The sequence below is a fragment of the Egicoccus sp. AB-alg6-2 genome (assembly GCF_041821025.1).
Classification (GTDB): domain Bacteria; phylum Actinomycetota; class Nitriliruptoria; order Nitriliruptorales; family Nitriliruptoraceae; genus Egicoccus.
In genome coordinates this window covers 401,454-419,019 of record NZ_JBGUAY010000002.1, presented here as the reverse complement: position 1 = coordinate 419,019, position 17,566 = coordinate 401,454, and the positions used below count along the sequence as shown (strand labels likewise).

Sequence of the window (17,566 nt, the reverse complement as noted above, 5' to 3'; positions counted from 1 at the left end):
GCGTCAGAGGTTGAGCTCGGCCACGGCGGTACCGGCGCGGGGGTGGCACGCGCGGACACCGACGCGCGTGCCATGCGGGGCCGCCACCACCCATTCGTGCACGGCCAGGTTGGGCGTGCCCTCGTCGTGCCCCCACCACGTCGTCGAGCTGCGCGCCGTGACGTGGCCCTCGAGTTGACCGCCGTCGGTGTGGCGCTCACCGCCGAGGAGTCGCGCCGTCACCGGCAGGGTCAGCTCGAGTTCGATGCGGCCCCCGACCCCTCGGTCCACGGCACGCCGTGACCCGTAGGTCGGCAGCCAGCCGCTGTTGACGACGACCAGGCGCAGGCGGTGGGTGCCGTCCCCGATCTCCTCACTCGTCCACGAGCGGATCTCGAGCAGGGCTGAGGCGAGCAGGTGGTCGATGACCCACTCCGTATGCGGGGCGACCTCCCGCTCGATGCGATCGAACGGCGGGTTGTACCAGGCGTTCATCAGGTCCCAGCCGCCGAGTTCCACCATGCCGAGCTGGGGATGCTCGAACGGGTACCAGTCGACGAATCCGCGGCCATCCAGTTCCTGGTCGCTCCAGTGCAGCAACTGCAGGTCGTGCTCATGGGGATGTTCGAGCAACCACCGGGAGGGATGGATGTCGGTGATCCCTGCTGCTGCCTGCGGGTTCCAGAACTCGGTGATCCAGGCGTAGATCCCGAGGTTGGCGTAGAACCAGCCGAAGGGGCCACCCCGAAAGCGCTGCCCGTCCTCGTACTTGAGATCGTGCATCGACATGTTGCGGTAGCCGGTCCGCGCAGCAGCCATGCGCCCGAGGTCGGCGAACACCATGCCGTCGAACGCGGGCATCCCGTCGTCGTCGTTGAGCGGCGGGTGCAGGTGAAGGCCACCGAAGGTGTGACACGAGACGTAGCCGACGATGTTGGGACGCTCCGTCGCGACACGCAGCAGGGTCTGCATCTCGGGCTCGGATCCCGGGAAGGGGCCGGCTCCGGTCGGGTGTCTCGGCGCCGCGCCCCAGTCAGCCGGCAGGTTGGTGGGAAGATCGAGCCCTTCGGCGGGCGGGGCCACGGGGACGCTGACGCCGTCGAAATCGACGATCTCCCCCTCCAGCAACAGCCGGTAGAACGGTCCGTCGACGTCGGCGGGCCCACGCGGGACCAGCAGTCGCGGCTCGTCGGGGTGCGGCTGCCAGGGACCGTCCGGGTCCGGATAGCGCATGAAGAGCGCCCGCCCGTCACCGTCGACGTCGCCGCGGTGGAGGCCCGGCCCCGGCTCCACGTCGGGATACCGCCGCACGCTGGACCGCACGTACCGGCCGCTGCGTAGGACCTCTTCGACCCCGTCGGGATTGATGCGGGGCAAGACGTACAGCGCGCGCGTGTCGAGCAGTCTGGTGACGCGTGGGTCGTCGCCGTGCCCGTCCAGGAGACGGTGCACCAGGTGCAACGCAGCGAACGCCGCCGTCAACTCGTTGGCGTGGACGTTGGCGTCGACGAGCAACGCCGGCTTCGAGGACGCTGGTCCCGTGGTTCGGTTCGTGAGCGTCAGCAACCACAGTTCGCGGCCCTCGTGGGACCGTCCGGCGCACGAGAGCTCGACCAGTTCCGGGCAGGCGTCTGCCCACGCCCGCAGAAGATCGGTCACTTCCGCGTGGTCGAGGTGGTGGTCGTAGGCGATTGGATGCAGTGCCACGCAACGCTCCTGGCGGGACCGGCCGACGTGACCGGCCGGTCCGCCAGTCTGCCCCGCCGCTCCCGCGTCGTCGTGGTGCCAGGCGACAGGACCGGCCGTCGTCGATTGTCGGCGACACGCAACGCCTGGTTCAGACGATGCCGGAGAACCCGAGCAGGGCGGGAAGCACGCTTCCGAAGAGGTAACCGGCCACGCCGGCGAATGCGGCCAGCGAAAGGATCTCCAGGCCCGAGACCAGCCATGAGCGGTTGGTCCAACGCGCCTTCACGGCACCGATCACGAACAGCACCAGACCGGTGAGGGCGGTCGCGCCCACCAGGGCCGGCATCCCCTCGGTGAACAGGAACGGCAGAAGTGGGAAGAGGGCGCCACCCGCGAACGATGCGCCCATGAACAGGGCGCCGCGCAGCGGACTCCCAGCGGTGTCCTCGCCGGAGGAGTACTGCAGTCCGAGTTCCTTGGCGACCATGGTGGCGAGCAACGACTCGGGATGACGGCCGATGATGGCGGCCGCCTCCCAGGCGTCGTCCTCGACCATGCCTTCCTCCATGAACAGGTAGGCGACTTCGGCCTGGGCCTCGAGCGGTCTGCCCTCGACCTCGGCCCGCTCGTCGGCGATGTGCCAGTCGAAGATCTCGTCCTGGCTCTTGGAGCCCATGTACTCGCCCACCGCCATGGAGAACACGCCCGCCATCGCGGACGCGAGTCCGGCGATCAGCACCGCGAGATTGTCGCTGGTCGCGCCAGCGACCGCGGCGACGACAGCGAGCGTGGACACCAGGCCGTCCTGCGCTCCGAAGACGATCTCGCGAATCTCGCCGAGCAGCGAGACACTGCGCCGCTCCTGGTCGATGTGCCGACCGATTTCGTCGAGCGGGTACTCGCGGGCGCTGCTCGGTTCCTCGACCGGAAGGGGCATCTGGGTCTCCTGCGTTGGATGACGGACCCACGAGGCCACCGGGTGAGGTTAGGCGAATCTTCCTTCGATTCGTCCGTCCGTCTCCATGGTGTAACCGATACTTAGAGGGCGTTCAAGCCAGGTTCGGCTTCCCTCATTTCGTAACGGATGACCCTTGAACGCCGTTGACGGCCGATGCGGCCATAGAATTTGCCAGTTCGGCGCGTGCGGACGTCATCGTCGACCGCATAACGGAACGCATCTAATTTCCGATGGTCCGATCAAATGTCGGCGTCTCGGTTCGCTCCGGCGGCATCCAACAGGTGGTGCGGGCCGGGGCCACGCTCACCGACGACGTCGCCCGGGTTGCGCAGGCCGCAGGTCTCGAGCGAGAGGCAGCCGCATCCGATGCAGCCCTCGAGTTGGTCGCGAAGGGCGCGCAGCAGTCGGATGCGCTCGTCGAGCATCGGTCGCCAGCCCGCGGACAACCGCTGCCAGTCACGCTGGGTCGGACCCTGGTCTTCGGGCAGCGTGTCCAGCGCGGCGCGGATCTCCTCGAGCGTGAGCCCGACGCGTTGCGCGACCCGGATGAACGCCAGCCGGCGCAGGACGTGCCGCGGGTAGCGCCGGTGCCCGGCGGCCGTCCGGTGCGAGGCGATCAGGCCCTTGCGTTCGTAGAAGTGCAGTGTCGACACCGCCACGCCCGACCGCTGCGCAACGGTCCCGACCGCCAGTTCGTCCGTCATCGCTCCACCTCGTTCCGCGCGACCTCGACCTTACTTCAGGTCAGCTCGCGACGAACGGCTCCTACGCTGCCCGGTCCCGCAGACCGCGACGAGACGACGAGGTGGCCGGTGCGCGCAGTGGTGTTCGAGGGAGCCGGCGGCAACGAGGTCGTCCACGTCCGTGAGCGGCCCGGTCCTGTGCCGAAGGGCACCGAGGTGGCGGTCGCGGTCCGCTACGCCGGCGTGAATCCCGCGGACGTGCTGCAGCGGCGCGGCCACTACCCCGCTCCGCCGGGCGCACCCGACGACGTGCCGGGACTGGAGGTCGCCGGCGAGGTGGTCATGCTGGGCGACCGGGCGCGCCGTTGGCAGACCGGGGACCGCGTCTTCGGGCTGGTGGCCGGCGGCGGGCTCGCCAGCCGGGTGGTCGTCGACGAGACGAACCTGGCGGCCGTCCCCGAGCGTCTGGACGCCCGCGAGGCGGCCGCGGTCCCCGAGGCGTTCATCACCGCCCACGACGCGCTGCGCACCCAGGCCGCCATGACGCCGGGTGAACGGGTCCTCGTGCACGGCGCCACCGGCGGCGTCGGTACCGCCGCACTGCAGATCGTGGCCGCCTGCGGCGCGCGTCCCCTCGGCGTCTCGCGGTCGACGGCGGGCCGTGACCTCGTCACCTCGCTCGGCGCGGAACCGGTCGACGATGCCGACTTCGTCGCGCAGACGCGGACGTTGACCGACGGCGCCGGCGTGGACGTTGTGCTCGAACTCGTCGGCGCGCCGCACTTCCCCGGCGACCTCGAGGTGCTGGCGACCGGCGGGCGGATCGTGGTCGTCGGGGTCGGCGCGGGCTCCCGGGTCGAGGTGCCGCTGCTCGCGCTGATGGGACGGCGTGCCCGGCTGATCGGCACGGTGTTGCGTGCGCGGTCGATCCCGGAGAAGGCGGCGGCCGTGGCCGCGTTCGAGCGCGAGGTCCTGCCGCTGCTCGTCAGCGGTGCCGTGCACCCGATCGTCGACACGGCCTACCCGGCGGAAGCGGTACGGGACGCCTTCGACCACCTCGAGTCGGCTGGCAAGGCCGGCAAGATCCTGCTCGAGTTCTGACGGTCAGGTCGCCGCCTTCACCGTGGTCGACCAGGTCAGCGCGTCGGCGTGGGCACGTGCCAGCTGTCGTGGAGCGAGCCCCAACCGTCGGCCGCTGTGGACGAGCCGCTCCCACTCGGCCTTCTCGCTCGCCAACTGCAGCTCGAGCAGCTCGCGCAGCGGGCCGTCGCCCTGCTCGAGTGCCTGCCGGACGTCACCGTCGATGGGGAGCGCGGCAAGCGTGTCACGGTCGAGCAGGCCGTCAGGCCCCAGGACCGAGAACATGCCGAGGGTGAAGGCCTCGAGGCGACGGTTCCCGCCACGGAGCTCCTCGAGCAGCTCGCATCCGCGGGCGCGGGCGCTGGCGACCGCCACCAGTTCGCGTGGCGCTTCACGACTGGTCGCGGACAACAGCAGCAGGCCGACCCAGCGCTGGACGGCCCGGACACCCAGCAGCACCAGGCCGTGGTGGATGGACTCGACCTCGCGCCAGCCGCATGCGGCGTGGACCAGGCGCAGGAACCGGTCCGACAGGGTCAGGTCCGTGCGGATCAGGCGCTCCACCTCGGCGAGGTCGACCTCGTCGGCGGCCAGTGCGCGCAGCAGCGCGAGGTGGCCGGGAGCGAGTCCGAGCGGCCGCACGCCACGCACGGCGCGCGGACGGGTGAAGAAGAATCCCTGGATCAGGCTGGCGCCGGCCGCGGTCAACGCCTCGAACCCGTCGGGGTCCTCGACGCCGGCGACGGCGACGCGGTGTCCGGAAGCCGCGAGTTCACGCACCAGCGGGACGACCGCCTGCCACCCGTCGGCCGGCGTCAGCTTCACGACGTCGACCAGGTGCGCCAGCTCGCGCCGCGGGTCGTCGGCGTGCACGTCCGCCAGCACGAGTCGGAAGCCGGCGGTCCGGTGTCGGGTCAGGGCTGCGCGCAGCTCGTCGACCCGCTCCGCGCCGCCGCTCACCTCCAGCAGCAGGCCCGTCGGCGGGACGTCGAGCAGGGCGTCCTCGAGCAGCAGCTCCACCGGGACGGCGACCCAGGCGTCCTCGCCTCCGGTCAGTTCGTTGAGCCCCATCGCCAGCACACCGTCGACCAGTACCCGCGCCGCCGCCCGCACGTCCTCGGGGGCATGGGAGGCGGGGCCGTCCTCGGACTCGGCCTCGCGGTAGAGCAGCTCGTAGCCGACGACCTCCAGCTGGGGCGTCAGGATCGGTTGCCTGGTGATCAGGACCTCGCCCAGCAGGTCGTGCATGCTCTGGCTCCTCGGGGTGGTGGTCACAGCCGACGACGTGGCCCGGACCGACGGGGCGACGCCGGTCCGCGTGGCGTGGCTCCCACGACGACTATCGGCAGGAGGCCGGGAAACTTGCGTCCTGGCGCGCCTCGGACGTGCGGCCGAGCCCGTGGCGCGCGCCACTTGCGGAGGTGGGTCATGCTCTGGTCATGACTTCCTCCCCACACCCCACCGCCGGCGTCCTCCTCGATCTCGACGGCACGCTCGTCGACTCGGTCTACCAGCACGTCGTCGCCTGGCACGAGGCGTTCGCCGCGGCCGGCTACGACGTGCCGCAGTGGCGGATCCACGCCGGCATCGGCATGGGCAGCGACCGGATCGTGCCGTGGTTGCTCGGCCGGCACGTCGACGACGCCGACGACCTCGCCGACGACCACAAGCGCCGGTTCCTCGACCGCGTCGACACGTTGCGGCGCACGGACGGCGCCCTGGACCTGCTCGACGACCTCGAGCAGCGCGGCGTGCCGTTCATCATCTCGACCTCGGCGGGCACCGACGAGCGCAAGGCGCTGCTGGCCGTGCTCGGTCGCGAGGACCTGCCCTTCACCGACGCCGACGGGGTCGAATCGTCCAAGCCGGCGCCCGACCTCCTGCTCGCCTCGTGCACCGAGGCCGGCATCGACCCGGCCCAGGCGATCATGATCGGTGACGCGCCGTGGGACGCCCTCGCCGCAGGCCGGGCCGGGATCGACGCCATCGCGGTCCGCTGCGGCGGCTTCGGGGACGACGACCTGCGTGCCGCCGGTGCCAAACGGGTCGTCGACGCCCCCCGTGACCTGGTGGGCCAGCTGTAGGGCGACGTCTCCTCGGGGGTCACCGCCTCCTCGGGGGTCACTACAGTCGCTGGCCACCACCCGGCCGCCCGTCATCCGACGCCACCCACCCCTGTCCCGGAGTCGCTTCCTTGGTTGCTGTCCTGGCCCCCCTCGACGACTGGCCGGTCGACACCGCGGCAGCCGGCGTGACCGATGCCGACACCACGCTCGAGGCCCGTGGGGCCGTCGACGAGGTCCTGCCGATGGCGTCGGTCACCAAGCCACTCGCGGCCTACGCGGTGCTGATCGCGGTGCAGGACGGGGCGTTGCACCTCGACGAGCCCGCCGGCCCTCCCGGCGCGACCGTGCGGCACCTGCTGGCGCACGCGTCCGGCCTCAACTTCGAGGGCGGTCCGTTGACCGGTGAGCCGGGCGCCCGTCGCGTGTACTCCAACACCGGCTTCGAGGTGCTCGGTGAGCTCGTCGCCGAGCGGGTCGACGCCCCCTTCGCCCAGCACGTCGAGCACGAGGTGTTCGCGCCGCTCGGCATGCACGACACGGTGCTGGACGGCTCCCCCGCCAAGGACGCGCTCGGCACGGTCAGCGACCTGCTGCGTTTCGGTCGCGAGCTGCTGGCCCCGACCCTGCTGGACCCCGACCTGGTCCGCCAGGCGACCACGGTCGCGTTTCCCGGCCTCGGCGGCGTGCTGCCCGGACACGGCCGACAGCAGCCCAACGACTGGGGGCTCGGCTTCGAGATCAAGGACGGCAAGGAGCCCCACTGGACCGGCGAGCGCCTCTCGCCGGCGTCGTTCGGGCACTTCGGCCAGAGCGGGTCGTTCATCGTCGTGGATCCACAGGCGCACGTGGCCGTCGCCTCGCTCGCCGACCGCCCCTTCGGCGACTGGAGCCGGCAGGCGTGGCCGCCGTTGCTGGACGCGGTCGTGGACGCCTACGGGCGATGAAGGTGCTCATCGCCGGATGCGGCGACCTCGGGACCGAGACCGGGTTGCGCCTGCTCCGCGACGGGCACGACGTGGTGGGACTGCGGCGGCGAGCAGAGCGGCTGCCGAGCGGCTTCGAACGCCTGGCGGGCGACCTCGGCGATGCGCTGCCTCCGCTGCCCCACGACGTCGACGCGGTCGTCTTCGCCGCGGCGCCGGGCCAGCGCTCGGTGTCCGCCTACCGGCGGGTCTACCACGACGGTCTCGCCGGCGTCCTGGACGGTCTGCAGCGCGCCGGCGCCTCGCCGCAGCGCGTGCTGTTCGTCTCCAGCACCGCCGTCTACGGCGTCGACGACGGCAGCTGGGTCGACGAGACGACCCCGACCCGGCCGAACAGCGACACCGGACGCGTCCTGGTGGAGGCCGAGCAATTGCTGTTCGAGGCACCGTTGCCCGGGACCGTGTTCCGGCTGGCCGGCATCTACGGGCCGGGTCGCACGCGCCTGCTCGACCAGGTGCGGGCGGGCGAGGCCGTGGCCCCGCAACCGCCGGTGCACACCAACCGCATCCACCGCGACGACGCCGCCGAGGCGATCGTGCATCTGCTGACACGGGTCGCCGACCCGGCGGAGGTCTACCTCGGCGTCGACGAGGCACCGGTGGACCGTGGCGAGGTCGTGCGTTGGCTCGCCGACCAGCTCGGCGTACCGCCCCCGCCGGAGGGCGCCCACCAGCGGTCGCGTGGTGGTGACAAGCGCTGCCGCAACGACCGGCTGCTGGCGACGGGCTTCGCGTTCGCCTACCCGACCTACCGCGAGGGCTACGCCGCCGTCCTGCGTGGCGAGGGTGTCCGCCACCCCTGACACCCGCGCGATTCGCCTCAGTACGGGCTGCTGTCGGGTGCGAGCTCCCCGGTCTGGACCTTCCACAGGGCGGCGTAGCGGCCGTCGGCGGCCACGAGTTCGTCGTGGGTGCCTGCCTCGACGACCTCGCCCTGGTGCAGCACGTGGATGCGGTCGGCGTGCCGGATGGTGGACAGCCGGTGGGCGATGACGATGGTCGTGCGGTCGCGCGACACCCGGGCGAGCGAGCGCTGGATGGCGGCCTCGGTCTCGTTGTCGACCGCCGAGGTCGCCTCGTCGAGGACGAGCACCGGCGGGTCGCGCAGGATCGCCCGGGCGATCGAAAGCCGCTGCCGCTGGCCGCCGGACAGCTTCTGCCCCCGTTCGCCGACGACGGTGTCGTAGCCCTGCGGCATCGCGTCGATGAAGTCGGCGGCCTCGGCCGCCTCGGCGGCGGCACGGATCTGGTCCTCGGTCGCATCGGGACGGCCGTACACGAGGTTCTCGCGCACGGTGCCGTGGAACAGGAACACGTCCTGGCTCACGAAGCCGATTGCGGCGCGCAGGTCGTCGAGGCGCAGCTCCCGCAGGTCGTGCCCGTCGAGGCGGACCGCACCGTCGGTGACGTCGTACAGGCGCAGCAGCAGCTTGACGACCGTCGACTTGCCCGCGCCCGTGGCGCCGACGATCGCGTGGGTCTCGCCCGCCGGCACGCGCAGGTCGATGCCGTGCAGCACCTCCTCGCCGGTCGCGTAGGCGAACCGGACACCGTCGAAGTCGACGTCGCCCCGCGGTCGGGGCAGCGCCTTCGTGCCGCCGACGATGTGGTGCGGTTCGTCGAGCAGGTCGAGCACCCGCCGGGTCGACGCCATCGCGCGCTGGTACTGGTCGAGCACCTCCCCCAGCCGGGTCAGGGGCCACAGCAGCCGCTGGACCATGAACACCATCAGCGTGTAGACGCCGACCTCCATGGTGCCGTCGAGTGTCCGCAGCCCCCCGAGCAGCAGGATCGCGGTGAAGCCGGCCAGGATCGGCATGCGGATCAGCGGCACGAAGGCGGCGGACAGCCAGATCGCGCGCCGGTTGGCCTGGCGGTAGTCCTCCGACTCGCGTTCGATCCGGGCGAGCTCGCGCCGCTCGGCCCCGAACGCCTTGATCGTGGCGATGCCTCCCAACGCGTTCCCGAGCGAGCCGGTGAGGATGCCGACGCGCGAGCGGATGTGGGCGTACCGCGGCGCGAGCGTGCGCTGGAAGCGGACCGAGCCCCACACGATCAACGGCACCGGCAGAACGGCCAGCACGCCGATCCCGGGGGCGTAGGCGATGTAGGTGCCACCGATGACCAGCACCGACACGGCGATGTGGATCAGCAGGAGCAGGCCGTGGTCGAGGAAGCGCTCGAGCTGGTTGACGTCGTCGCTGAGGATCGCCATGAGCCCGCCGGTGCTGCGGTCCTCGAAGGCGGCCAGGTCCAGGCCCTGGACGTGTTCGTAGGCGTCGATGCGCAGTTCGTGCTCGATGGTCTGCGCCAGGTTCCGCCACTCGACGTCGGCCCAGTAGTCGGTCGCGGACTCGAGCACCCAGACCACGACCGTGAGGATCGCCACGACCACGAGCTGGTCGCGTTGCGACGGCAGGTCGAACCAGCGGCCGATGAGCGAGTCCTCACCGGCGGCCACCACGTCGACGGCCATGCTGATCAGGTACGGCGGCGCGATGTCGAACAGGGTGTTGAGCACGGAGGCGATCGTGGCGACGACCGCCCGCCGCCGGCGGTGCCGGGCATAGCGCCACAGGCGCACCAGCTGGTTGGCGGCAGGCCGTCCGGAGGGCGCGGAGGGGAATGGGGAGGCAGGCACGGGCGGAACCGGGGCGGCGAGTCGGGAGCGCGATGCGGCGCGCGAGCGGAGCGGCAGCTTAGGACCGCCCGCGGACCCGCCCGACCGGCGGGGCCAGCCGATTGCACCCTGCCGCGCGGTCGGCGACGGTGGATGGCACATGCGGAAGCGACCGCGCGGCCGACCCGGGCGCGATTGCCGCGGACGCGACCGACGTAGACGCGACCGACGTAGACGCGACCGACGTAGACGCGACCGACGTAGACGCGACCGACGTAGACGCGACCAGGGAGTGCACCATGGCCGACGACGACAAGTCCCTGCCGCAGGCCAGTGGCAGCGGCACCCAGGACTTCCAGCTCGTGCAGGTGCTGCACCAGTCGCGGGTATTGGCCGCGTCGCGTCTGCCGGACGACGGCCAGTCCGACGCCGGCCAGTCCGACGCCGGCGAGGGGGACGCCGGCTGGCGTGAGCTCGAGGCGCGCCTCGGACGCATTCTGGGCATGCTCGGGGTGGACGGCGGTGAGCCGGCCACCCGCCCCGTTGCCGGCATCGACCGGATCGACCGTTCGGGGTTCACCCTCGAGCCCGGCAGCACCCAGCGGGCAGTCGCCTCGCTGACCGCGCTCGGCGACCGTCCTGACGATCATCAGCTCGAGCTCGCCAACCGCGCTGTCCGCGACCTCGAGGACTCGCTGGGCTGACGCCCGAGCAGGCATGAATCACCGGGTGAGGGTCTGCCGGAGACGCCCCCCGGCGGGTCCGGCGGCGAACGATCCGCAGGGTGCGACGGTCAGCCGTCGATGGGATGGCGGCGTAGGGGCGGGTCGGAGGTGGAGGTGTGGCGTCCGCGTCGGACGGTCACGGTCGCGTCGTCGGTCATGGTCAGACGCCAGCGTCCCTCGGTGACCGCCATGTGGTGGCGGCGGCAGAGTGCGACCAGGTTGTCCACGGTGGTCGGCCCGCCCCGCTCACGCCCGATCACGTGGTGCAGATCGGTCCAGCCCACCGGGGCCCGGCAGCCCGGAAACCGGCAGCCCTGATCACGGGCCGCAACCGCACGCCGCACCCGCGCCGGGATCTGGGAGGTCGGTGCACTGATCCCCAGCACCTGATGACCGTCGACCAGCAGGAACTGCAGGTCCGCATCACACGAGATCCGCTGCACCGCGTCGCTGGTGAGCGCGGGCGGAGCACCGGGCAGCCGCCACAACAGCCGCGTCCGACGGGCCGCGACCGAGTCGCCGACCAGCGCGGCGATGTCGGTCACCACCAGCATCGTGGGCCGTGCCCGCACCACCCGACCATCGGCACGCCCACCCGCCAGAAACGTCTCGGCCAACCGCACCAACGCATCCGCGAACTGCCGCGCCCGCGGCCGGTCGAACCCGCCCTCCACCGCACCCGCATCAGCGGCGGCGGAGACGGTCGGGGCGGGGCCGGCAGGTGGGGCGGGGACGGTCAGGGCGGGGATGGTGGGGTCGGTGGCGTCGACGGTGAGGTCACGGTCGCCGGTCGGGGCGGCCGCGGCGGCCTGTAACGCCTCGAGCAGCAACGCGCCGTCCTCGGCGGGCAGGTCGAAGTTGCCACGCACCCCACCCTCGAACGAGGACTGCACGTGCAGGTAGCGGCGCTGCTGGCGGGCCACCGTCCGCCGCCGCGCCAGATCCTCACGCAGACCAGACCCCACGTCCGCGGTCCGGTCCACGATCTCGTCGGGCTGCAACCGGCGAAGTTCGTCCCGATCGGCGAAACCGGCGTCGAGCTGCGCCCGCAACTCCACCGTCAACGGCCTGGCCTCGGACACGATCGCGCGGACCTGACCCCACCCCAACACCCCCGCATCGAACGCCGCCCGCACCGCCGGCAGATGCCGCAACGTCTCACGCGCGGTCTGCAGAAACCGGCGCTCCCCGAACGGCGCGTTGGTCCCCATCGCCAACACCGACGCCAACGGCAACCCCGCCCGCCGCTCCGCCAGGCCCTGCGACTCGATCCGATCCACCAACGCAAGCGCCGCCGCATGACCACGATCCAACGTGTCCACCAGCTCGCTCAGTGCCGCCAGCTCCCCACCCCACGACACCTGCTCCGCACAGGCCATGCGGTGCACCCGCAACAGCGCCGCCCGCGCCTGCGCAACCGCACCCCGAAGATCCCCCACCGGCTCAGGATCCGGCCCCGACGGCGCCGGCACGACGGCCTCGGGAGTGGCGACGGCCGGGGTATAGCCGGCCCGCTCGTCCGCGGCCAGCACCGCAAAAGCTTCAGCGCCTTCCAGCAGGCCGGAAGTTCGGCGCTCGCGCCAGGACATGGCCGTGACGTGCCGACGGGTCCCAGGGCCGCCACGGTGGCGGCGGGAGAAGGTCGGGGCGATCGAGGAGTTCATGGCTCGAACGTACGTTTGGATGCGGTCCCGTCAAGGACGACGGTGCAGCCACCTGTGGAACATGCGCCTCCCGACCCACCGCTCCGCACAACGCTCGCACACAGTTCAGTTGAGTTCGGCGGCGGGTGTGGGTGGACATACGGACCCGACGCCCCGTGCCTCTGCGTGCGCGACGACACGACACCACCGCGGCCGACGAAAGTTCTGACCCGGCCGCGGACGCGGACACGCGTCACCGCCCCGCACTCGAGGCGGTGTTCGCGCCGTCGGACCGGCCGATGACGGCGTCAGTTGCTCGTCACCGGCATGAAGGAGTCGGCCTCGAACCTCGCCTCGTCCGAGGAATGCACGCCCGTTACCTCGTCACCGAAGCCCTCGGCGGCGTTCCGGCCCACGGTGGTCCAGGCGACCATGCGGTCGCCACCGCGGAACACCAGCAGGCAGGAGCTCTCCAACGCGGTGTTGTTGGTCACACCCCGTGGTACGCGAACGCCCATCTGCTCGACGACCTTCTCGTGCGGGGTGTACGGGCCGAACACCCCCACGATGTCCCAGTCGAAGCGGATCACGTCGGTGAGGACGACCACGTCGTCTCCCTCGGCCTCCTCGAACGCCGCTTCGATCGCCGTCTGCAACTCGGGTTCGGGCCGGACCGGCGCCCCCGAAGCTCCGCCGACCGCCATGACCAGCTGGTCTTCGAAGAGCAGGAACGCGACAACCACCACGAGCGCCAGACCCACCAATGCGCCCAGGACCAGAAACAGCACACGACGCCAGCGCCGCCACGGCGTGATGCCGGTTTCGTCGCGCTCTGCGGTCTCTGTTCCCACGTCATCTCCAGTCGAAGTCCCGACCGGCTCGAGGACTGCGCGAGTGTGCCTGCCTGCAGCATCCAGGCGACCGAGAGGGTCCCCACGCCCGGGGGCTGGGCTGCGAAGGCGTTCAGTCGCGGAAGGCGGCCTCGATGCGCGGGAGCAACGCCCGGAACGCGGCACCGCGGTGACTGAGTCGGTTCTTCTCGTCCGGGCTCAGCTGCGCGTTGGTGCGGCCGTCGCCGGCCGCCTCGCTGACGAAGTGGGGGTCGTACCCGAAGCCGTGTTCGCCGGCCGGTTCGTCGACGACGCGTCCCTCCATCGTGCCGCGGACCACGTGCTCGGTGCCGTCGGCGGCGACGAAGGCGACGGCCGCGACGAAACGGGCGGTCCGCCGCTCGGCGGGGACATCCCGCAACACGGCGACGAGCTTGGCGTTGTTCGCCGCGTCGTCGCCGTGGACGCCGGCGTAGCGGGCGGAGTGGACACCGGGCGCACCGCCCAACGCGTCGACCTCCAGGCCGGAGTCATCGGCGACGGCCGGCAGGCCGGTCGCCGCGACACACGCCCGGGCCTTGATCAAAGCGTTGGCTTCGAACGTGTCGCCGTCCTCGACCGGGCTCGGCACGCCGAGCTCGGTCATCGCCACCACCTCGACGTCGAGGTGCCCGATCAGTGCCCGGATCTCGTCCAGCTTCTTGCGGTTGGCCGTGGCCGCGACCAGCCGACGACTCACGCCGCACCGCCGTCGAGGGCGGCCCGCTGGGCGACGAACAGCTGCTCGCAACCCGCCAGGGCGAGATCGAGCAACCGGTCGAGCTGCGCACGGTCGAACGGTTCTCCTTCAGCGGTGCCCTGTACCTCGACCAGGCGCCCGTCGGCGGTGGCGACCACGTTCATGTCGACCTCGGCACGCACGTCCTCGACGTAGGGCAGGTCGAGCACGGCCTGCCCGTCGACGATGCCGACCGAGATGGCCGCGACCTGGCCGACGAGGTGGGACTCCCAACCCCGGCTTCGCATGGCCTGCGCCAGGGCCACCCACCCGCCGGTGATCGCCGCCGTGCGGGTGCCGCCGTCCGCCTCGAGGACGTCGCAGTCGACGGTCACCGTGACGTCCGGCAGTCGGTCGAGGGCGACGACGCTGCGCAGCGAACGGCCGATCAGGCGCTCGATCTCCTTCGACCGGCCGCCGGGCCCGTTGCGCTCGCGCCGAGCACGGTCCGAGGTCGACCCCGGCAGCATCGCGTACTCGGCGGTCACCCAGCCACGACGCTCCCGGAACCGGGGCGCGCCGTCCTCGATCGAGGCGGCACACAACACCCGCGTGCCCCCGAAGCCGACCGCGGCCGAACCCGCGGGATTGCGCTGCACGCCCAGCTCCAGCGTCACGGGTCGCAGCTGGTCGGCGGCGCGGCCATCGGGGCGGGCGGGCTCGGTCACGCGGGTCTCCTCGTCGGTGTCCGCAACGCTACTGCCGATCCGCGACACGGCGACGGCCGCCCCGAGGGACGGCCGTCGGCGTGGCGGGAGAGATCAGCGCACGAAGCTGCGGATCCACCCGAGGTCGAGTTCCTTGTCGATGCGGTAGGCGCCGTCGTTGCCGATGCAGGGGCTGATCCCGTAGGACGTGATCGCCCCGATCAGGAAGCTGCCCTGCTTGAACAGCGGACCGCCCGAGTCGCCGCTGCAGGCCCCACCGGTGTGGTTCTTCCCGAGGTTGTTGCTGAACTTGGCGACGGTCCCCGCCGGGATGCCGTGGGTGCCGCGCAGGTCGATCAGCTTCGAGGTCGACCACTGCCGGGTGCCACCGGGGTCGTAGAAGGGCACCATCGACTGCACGCCGTAGCCGACGGGCGTGAACAGCTTGTCGTCGTTCTTGTCGGCAAGGACGCGATCGAGGTAGCCGGCCTCCGGCAGTTGGGCGACCTTCGCCTTCTTGAGCGACTTGTCGAGCACCACGACGCCGACGTCGGCCATGTAGAAGCTGCGCTCGTCGTAGTTCGGGTGCGCCTGGGCCGTGCCGCGCAGCCACGTCCGGTCACCGTTGAGCGCCTTCGACCAGGCCGCGTAACGCGCCGCGTTGTCTCCGTTGAAGGACAGGCTGGGCGCCAGCAGCTCGTCGAGGTTGGGCAACTCCTCGAACGTGATCCACACGTCCGTTCCGCCGCGCCCGTCGGGGAGGGTCGACGTGCCGCCCTTTCCTATGGCGAACGTGCAGTGGCCGGCGGTCAGCACGACGTTCGGCGCGATCAGCGTGCCCGTGCACGAGTACCACGCACCGGGGGTGGTGAACCTCGGATCCGGGTCGTCCGGGACGTGGAAGAACAGCTGGCCCACCATCGGGTGGGTCTTGCCGTCCGGCGTTCCCTGGGTGATCGCGGCGGCCGGCATGGCGCCGGCGACGACGAACAGTGCCGCCAGGGCGAGCATGAACATGCGCTTCACGTGGTACGTCCTCCCCTGGGCGCCCCCCATGAACGCCCCATCCCGCGAAAGGTACGAGACACCCAGGCTCTGGTCCCGCGATGCGCGCGGAGTGTGTCAGACGACCCAGGAGCGCAGGTCGGCGGCGGCCTCGACCGGACCGGGAAACACCTCGGTCGCCTCGGTGACCGAGATCCGCGGATCGAGCGAACCCAGGACGTGGGTGAGCACCAGCCGGGCGACGCCTGCCTCACGGGCCACCTCGGCCGCGCCGCGCGCCGTCAGGTGCATGCCGTCGGGATACGCGTCGGGGTCACCCTGCCAGGTCGCCTCGCAGAGCAGCAGGTCGGCCCCCCGCGCCAACTCGATCAAGGCGGGACCGCCTGCGGAGTCCGACGAGTACACCAGCCGCCGTCCGGCGTGCTCGATCGCCACGGAGACGGTCGGCACCGGATGCACCGACTCGGCGAAGGTGAGTGCCAGCGGACCGACGGTCACCTCGGTGTCGGCGGTGACCTCGTGGACCTCGAACACGTCGTGGAAGCCCAGGGCGGAGTCGGCCGAGAGCAGGCCCGTCAGCGTGTCCACGACCTCGGCGGCGGCATACAGGTCGATGCGTTTCGCGCCGTCCCGGTGGAAGCGCAGGCCGTAGTACATGCCGACCAGGTCGATGCAGTGGTCGACGTGGCGGTGCGTGACCACGATGGCGTCGAGCTCGTCGAAGCGGCAGAAGCGCTGCAGGTTGGCGGTGGCGCCGTTGCCGCAGTCGACCAGCAGACGGGTGCCGTCGGCGGTGACGAGGTAGCCCGAGCACACACGACCGGGGCCGGTGTGCGAACCCGCACATCCGAGGACCGTCAGCTCCAGACCCACGCCCGCTCCTGCCGTCGGGCGGGAGCGTAGTCAGCCGGTGTGACCGGCCCCAGATGCGGGGCGACGCCTCAGGCCCAGAGCGTGCCGGAGATCTTCGTCGCGATCGCCTCGACGTCGCCCGGAGCGTAGGCGCCGGTCGAGAGGTACTTCCAGCCGCCGTCCGGTGAGAGCGCCACGATCGAGGACCCCTCGGGCAGGCGCTTGCAGACCCGCACCGCGACCGCGAGGGACGCACCGGTCGACACGCCGGCGAAGATGCCCTCCTCCTCGGCGAGTCGGCGGGTGTAGCGCAGCGCGTTGAGCGAGTTGACCTTGATCCGGCTGTCGAGCACCGACTGGTCGAGCACCTCGGGGACGTAGCCCTCGTCGAGGTTGCGCAGGCCGTAGACGAGGTCGCCGTACTCGGGCTCGGCGGCGAACACCTTGATGTCGGGGTCATGGCGCTTGAGCCGTCGGCCGACACCGGTGACGGTGCCGCCCGTGCCGAGGCCAGCCACGAAGGCGGTCAGCCCGGGCAGGTCGGCCAGGATCTCGGGCGCCGTCGTCTCGTAGTGCGCCAGCGCATTGGCCGGGTTGCCGTACTGGAACGGCATGAACACCTCGGCGTCGGCCGCAGCCATCTCGCGCGCGACCCTGACCGAGCCGTTCGAGCCTTCGGTGGCCGGCGAGAACACCAGCTCGACCCCGAACATCGTCAGCAGCTGCTTGCGTTCCTCGGAGGTGTTCTCCGGCATGACGCAGGTGAGCGGGTAGCCCTTCACCTTGCAGATGGCCGCCAACGCGATGCCGGTGTTGCCCGACGTCGGTTCCAGCACCCGTTGACCCGGCGTGAGCCGGCCGTGCTGCTCGGCCTGCTCGATCAGGTACTTCGCCACCCGGTCCTTGACCGACCCCGTCGGGTTGTGGCCCTCGAGTTTGAGGTAGATGCGGTAGCCGTCGGGCGACAGGCGCGGCAGGCCCACCAGCGGCGTGTTGCCGATGGCCTGCGAGACGTCGTCATACCGCAC

At 71.5% G+C, this 17,566-nt stretch carries 17 protein-coding genes; 5 read left to right on the top strand and 12 right to left on the bottom strand.

Features of this window, described 5'->3' with window-relative positions:
• Window positions 1-3 precede the first annotated feature (3 nt).
• From ACERMF_RS04525 to soxR, 3 genes are all read right to left on the bottom strand, one after another.
• Window positions 4-1,686, bottom strand: coding sequence for a M14 family metallopeptidase (locus tag ACERMF_RS04525; RefSeq protein ID WP_373667831.1), 1,683 nt, complete (start codon window positions 1,684-1,686; stop codon window positions 4-6).
• 130 nt (window positions 1,687-1,816) lie between these two features.
• Complete coding sequence (locus ACERMF_RS04520) at window positions 1,817-2,605, bottom strand: VIT1/CCC1 transporter family protein (protein WP_373667830.1); 789 nt, start codon at window positions 2,603-2,605, stop codon at window positions 1,817-1,819.
• Between the two features lie 260 nt (window positions 2,606-2,865).
• Window positions 2,866-3,330, bottom strand: a complete 465-nt coding sequence (gene soxR, locus ACERMF_RS04515) for a redox-sensitive transcriptional activator SoxR (RefSeq protein WP_373667829.1) — start codon at window positions 3,328-3,330, stop codon at window positions 2,866-2,868.
• Between the two features lie 108 nt (window positions 3,331-3,438).
• On the opposite strand from soxR, the gene ACERMF_RS04510 reads away from it, so the two are divergent.
• Window positions 3,439-4,410, top strand: coding sequence for an NAD(P)H-quinone oxidoreductase (locus ACERMF_RS04510; protein ID WP_373667828.1), 972 nt, complete (start codon window positions 3,439-3,441; stop codon window positions 4,408-4,410).
• Between the two features lie 3 nt (window positions 4,411-4,413).
• Here the strand turns inward: ACERMF_RS04510 and ACERMF_RS04505 are convergent, their stop codons facing one another.
• Complete coding sequence (locus ACERMF_RS04505) at window positions 4,414-5,637, bottom strand: EAL and HDOD domain-containing protein (RefSeq protein ID WP_373667827.1); 1,224 nt, start codon at window positions 5,635-5,637, stop codon at window positions 4,414-4,416.
• 191 nt (window positions 5,638-5,828) lie between these two features.
• Here ACERMF_RS04505 and ACERMF_RS04500 point away from each other — a divergent pair, with 191 nt between their 5' ends.
• From ACERMF_RS04500 to ACERMF_RS04490, 3 genes are all read left to right on the top strand, one after another.
• Window positions 5,829-6,473: an HAD family hydrolase gene (locus ACERMF_RS04500; RefSeq protein WP_373667826.1), complete on the top strand. Its 645-nt coding sequence runs from the start codon at window positions 5,829-5,831 to the stop codon at window positions 6,471-6,473.
• 110 nt (window positions 6,474-6,583) lie between these two features.
• A complete protein-coding gene (locus tag ACERMF_RS04495) occupies window positions 6,584-7,399 on the top strand; it encodes a serine hydrolase domain-containing protein (protein WP_373667825.1) in 816 nt (271 codons plus the stop codon).
• Entirely contained in the window at window positions 7,396-8,241 is an 846-nt protein-coding gene (locus ACERMF_RS04490) for an SDR family oxidoreductase (RefSeq protein WP_373667824.1), read from the top strand. Before ACERMF_RS04495 ends, ACERMF_RS04490 begins: the two co-directional genes overlap by 4 nt.
• A gap of 17 nt (window positions 8,242-8,258) precedes the next feature.
• On the opposite strand, the gene ACERMF_RS04485 is transcribed toward ACERMF_RS04490, so the two are convergent.
• Window positions 8,259-10,079, bottom strand: a complete 1,821-nt coding sequence (locus tag ACERMF_RS04485; RefSeq protein ID WP_373667823.1) for an ABC transporter ATP-binding protein — start codon at window positions 10,077-10,079, stop codon at window positions 8,259-8,261.
• A 278-nt stretch (window positions 10,080-10,357) separates the two neighbouring features.
• Between ACERMF_RS04485 and ACERMF_RS04480 the strand changes: the two genes are divergently transcribed.
• On the top strand, window positions 10,358-10,762 hold the full coding sequence (locus tag ACERMF_RS04480) for a hypothetical protein (RefSeq protein WP_373667822.1): 405 nt from the start codon (window positions 10,358-10,360) through the stop codon (window positions 10,760-10,762).
• 89 nt (window positions 10,763-10,851) lie between these two features.
• Here the strand turns inward: ACERMF_RS04480 and ACERMF_RS04475 are convergent, their stop codons facing one another.
• The 7 genes from ACERMF_RS04475 to ACERMF_RS04445 all read right to left on the bottom strand — a co-directional run bounded on the left by ACERMF_RS04475 (window position 10,852) and on the right by ACERMF_RS04445 (window position 17,566).
• Complete coding sequence (locus tag ACERMF_RS04475; RefSeq protein ID WP_373667821.1) at window positions 10,852-12,372, bottom strand: DUF222 domain-containing protein; 1,521 nt, start codon at window positions 12,370-12,372, stop codon at window positions 10,852-10,854.
• Window positions 12,373-12,734: 362 nt separating this feature from the next.
• Window positions 12,735-13,277, bottom strand: a complete 543-nt coding sequence (locus ACERMF_RS04470; RefSeq protein WP_373667820.1) for a hypothetical protein — start codon at window positions 13,275-13,277, stop codon at window positions 12,735-12,737.
• Between the two features lie 112 nt (window positions 13,278-13,389).
• Window positions 13,390-13,995 carry an RdgB/HAM1 family non-canonical purine NTP pyrophosphatase gene (rdgB, locus tag ACERMF_RS04465; RefSeq protein WP_373667819.1) on the bottom strand — a complete coding sequence of 202 codons (606 nt, stop codon included), beginning with the start codon at window positions 13,993-13,995 and terminating at the stop codon, window positions 13,390-13,392.
• Window positions 13,992-14,702, bottom strand: a complete 711-nt coding sequence (gene rph / locus ACERMF_RS04460) for a ribonuclease PH (RefSeq protein ID WP_373667818.1) — start codon at window positions 14,700-14,702, stop codon at window positions 13,992-13,994. The genes rdgB and rph overlap by 4 nt, the downstream gene beginning before the upstream one ends.
• 93 nt (window positions 14,703-14,795) lie before the next feature.
• Window positions 14,796-15,698, bottom strand: coding sequence for a trypsin-like serine protease (locus ACERMF_RS04455; protein WP_373667910.1), 903 nt, complete (start codon window positions 15,696-15,698; stop codon window positions 14,796-14,798).
• Window positions 15,699-15,803: 105 nt separating this feature from the next.
• Entirely contained in the window at window positions 15,804-16,559 is a 756-nt protein-coding gene (locus ACERMF_RS04450) for an MBL fold metallo-hydrolase (protein WP_373667817.1), read from the bottom strand.
• A 68-nt stretch (window positions 16,560-16,627) separates the two neighbouring features.
• The gene (locus ACERMF_RS04445) at window positions 16,628-17,566 is read right to left on the bottom strand and encodes a PLP-dependent cysteine synthase family protein (RefSeq protein WP_373667816.1); all 939 of its coding nucleotides are present in this window, start codon (window positions 17,564-17,566) and stop codon (window positions 16,628-16,630) included.

Bases quoted from the DNA above. Each gene is read 5' to 3' on its own strand.
- ACERMF_RS04475 (WP_373667821.1), bottom strand. From the start codon at position 12,372: ATGTCCTGGCGCGAGCGCCGAACTTCCGGCCTGCTGGAAGGCGCTGAA.
- ACERMF_RS04505 (WP_373667827.1), bottom strand. From the start codon at position 5,637: ATGCACGACCTGCTGGGCGAGGTCCTGATCACCAGGCAACCGATCCTG.
- ACERMF_RS04480 (WP_373667822.1), top strand. From the start codon at position 10,358: ATGGCCGACGACGACAAGTCCCTGCCGCAGGCCAGTGGCAGCGGCACC.
- ACERMF_RS04455 (WP_373667910.1), bottom strand. From the start codon at position 15,698: ATGTTCATGCTCGCCCTGGCGGCACTGTTCGTCGTCGCCGGCGCCATG.
- ACERMF_RS04520 (WP_373667830.1), bottom strand. From the start codon at position 2,605: ATGCCCCTTCCGGTCGAGGAACCGAGCAGCGCCCGCGAGTACCCGCTC.
- ACERMF_RS04500 (WP_373667826.1), top strand. From the start codon at position 5,829: ATGACTTCCTCCCCACACCCCACCGCCGGCGTCCTCCTCGATCTCGAC.
- ACERMF_RS04490 (WP_373667824.1), top strand. From the start codon at position 7,396: ATGAAGGTGCTCATCGCCGGATGCGGCGACCTCGGGACCGAGACCGGG.
- soxR (WP_373667829.1), bottom strand. From the start codon at position 3,330: ATGACGGACGAACTGGCGGTCGGGACCGTTGCGCAGCGGTCGGGCGTG.